This is a genomic window from Microcoleus sp. PH2017_12_PCY_D_A, from assembly GCF_020738565.1.
Taxonomy (GTDB): Bacteria; Cyanobacteriota; Cyanobacteriia; order Cyanobacteriales; family Microcoleaceae; genus Microcoleus.
In genome coordinates, this window is record NZ_JAEQCI010000248.1 from 1 (window position 1) to 1943 (window position 1943).

At 46.2% G+C, this 1943-nt stretch carries 1 protein-coding gene; it reads right to left on the bottom strand.

The annotated features are described in order from the left end of the window. Window positions 1-112: 112 nt before the first annotated feature. Complete coding sequence (locus JGK39_RS33305) at window positions 113-1666, bottom strand: FAD-dependent oxidoreductase (RefSeq protein WP_293262326.1); 1554 nt, start codon at window positions 1664-1666, stop codon at window positions 113-115. Window positions 1667-1943: the final 277 nt, after the last annotated feature.

The window sequence follows — 1943 nt, forward strand, 5'->3', positions numbered from 1 at the left end:
AGAGAGGACTAAAGTCCTGACTACGAACCAAATTACCCGTTTGTAGTGAGGACTTTAGTCCTCAGAAAAAAGAGAGGACTAAAGTCCTGACTACAAACCAAATTACCGAGAATTAATAATCGCCTCCAGCGCCGTATTCCCACGCTTCAACCAATCGGTGAAAATAGTATTGCTGTTCCACCCCTAATTTTTTAACCTGCGGTTCTACAGCTTTCCCCAAAGGCTGCAATCCCGTATAAATCCCTAAATTAACATAATGAACCATCCAATCCAGCAAATTAGCTATTCCCACCTGCGGGATAATCTTCATCACTAATCCCGGATGGCAGATCGCAGTTTTAAACAAAGTTTGCGACAAAGCCGGAAACAGCACGATATCCTGAAGAAACGGCTTGAGTACCGGTTCTCCCAACTCTTCCATTACCTGAAATACAGCAGCCAAAAGTTGATTGATTTGATTGGCGTCTATTTTCTGATTCATCCCAGCACTCATCGAACGCTGAAACAACCAAGTAACTGATAGATTTGGTTGGTAAGGTTGCAAAAGTGCGAGGGAATTTTTGTCTAGACTTTCGCTTGTCAAAGCTTCCTCAATTCCGAGAGTCAAGCGTTTGAGGTGGCGTACCATTGCGCCGAAACCGCCGAAGCTGAGGGGCGATTGGCTGCCGCTGCTGTCTCCGACTGGAAGTATCCGATTCCAAGGCATTTTTAGAGGGCTTTGGCGGTAGCAAGGAAAGAATCCGTAGAGTGCTCTTTGGAATTTTAACTGTTCGAGTTCGACGTTTTGATATTCGGGAAGCAAGCGCAAATAATCTTCAAATAATGTTTCTAAACTAAATCTTTCTGTGTCGGCGTCTATGTAGGTAAATAAGTAAGTCGTGCGCCCGTCTCTGGCAGGAAATGCTTCCCAAAAATATTGGCACTGATTTTGCATTGGGGTGAAAGATGCAAATATATCGCCAGTCTCGTTTTTGGGAAATCCTTGGGCGCAACTGCCGACTACTAAACATACGGCGTCGGGTTTTTTGCCTTGTCTGGCTTGGCGGACAATGGGCGAAAAATGTCCCATTGCGTCTAATAACAATCTGGTTGAAAATAAAGGATTTTCGGTATTTTCGGATTCTATTATAACTCCGTTGGGGTGAATTGTTGCTGTTTTAAATGGTGTGTTTTCAAATAGTTTGCCTCCGGCTTGGAGAAATTTTTGTTTGAGGGTTTCGAGGAGGTAAACTGGGTCGATTCCGATGTTGAGTACGTCGCGCACCCAGATGTCGGGGGTGTTGGTAAAGCTGATGCGGGCTGGGTTGTATTCGGTGGCTATTGCTTTGTCTATTTCTTCAGCCGTCAGCAAATTTAGTTCTAAGAATGCGTCTAATTCTTTGCGCGAAATGTTCCATTCTTGTTCGCGCCCCCGCAAAATGCCGCGTTCGAGTAAGGCTACTCGCCAACCGCGCACTGCTAAGGCTGTACCGATTAATATTCCTAGGGTTCCGCCGCCGATAACTATGTCGAAGTCGATGGTTTCTAGGGGTTGTTGGCTGTGTTTGACGGCTGCGGGTGTTGGGGCGGTGTTTTGTTTGAGGTTTTCCCAGAGTCGATCGACCTTTCGCAGGCCTCCGAGGGCGTCTCCCGGCACTTGGGAGAGAATTTTTTTGGTGAGGGACATCGGGTTTTAATATTTAAGAGCGGTTAATTTTATATAATTTAGCTTAGATGGGCATTTCGGACAGTTTCAGGGCTGATGGGCATGGGGCGAGAAACCCGGTTTCTACGAGTTTTGGGCTTGGTAACGATAAATCTACCAAGAAACCGGGTTTCTGATAAGTAGGGTGCGTCAGAAGCGTATGATTTGGGCGACAAACCAACAATCTCACACCTGACGCACCCCCGCAATTAATGGTGCGTCAGAAGTAGGGTGCGTCAGAAGCGTATGATTTGGGCGA

Coding starts and splice junctions, on each gene's coding strand:
- JGK39_RS33305 (WP_293262326.1), bottom strand. CDS start 1,666: ATGTCCCTCACCAAAAAAATTCTCTCCCAAGTGCCGGGAGACGCCCTC.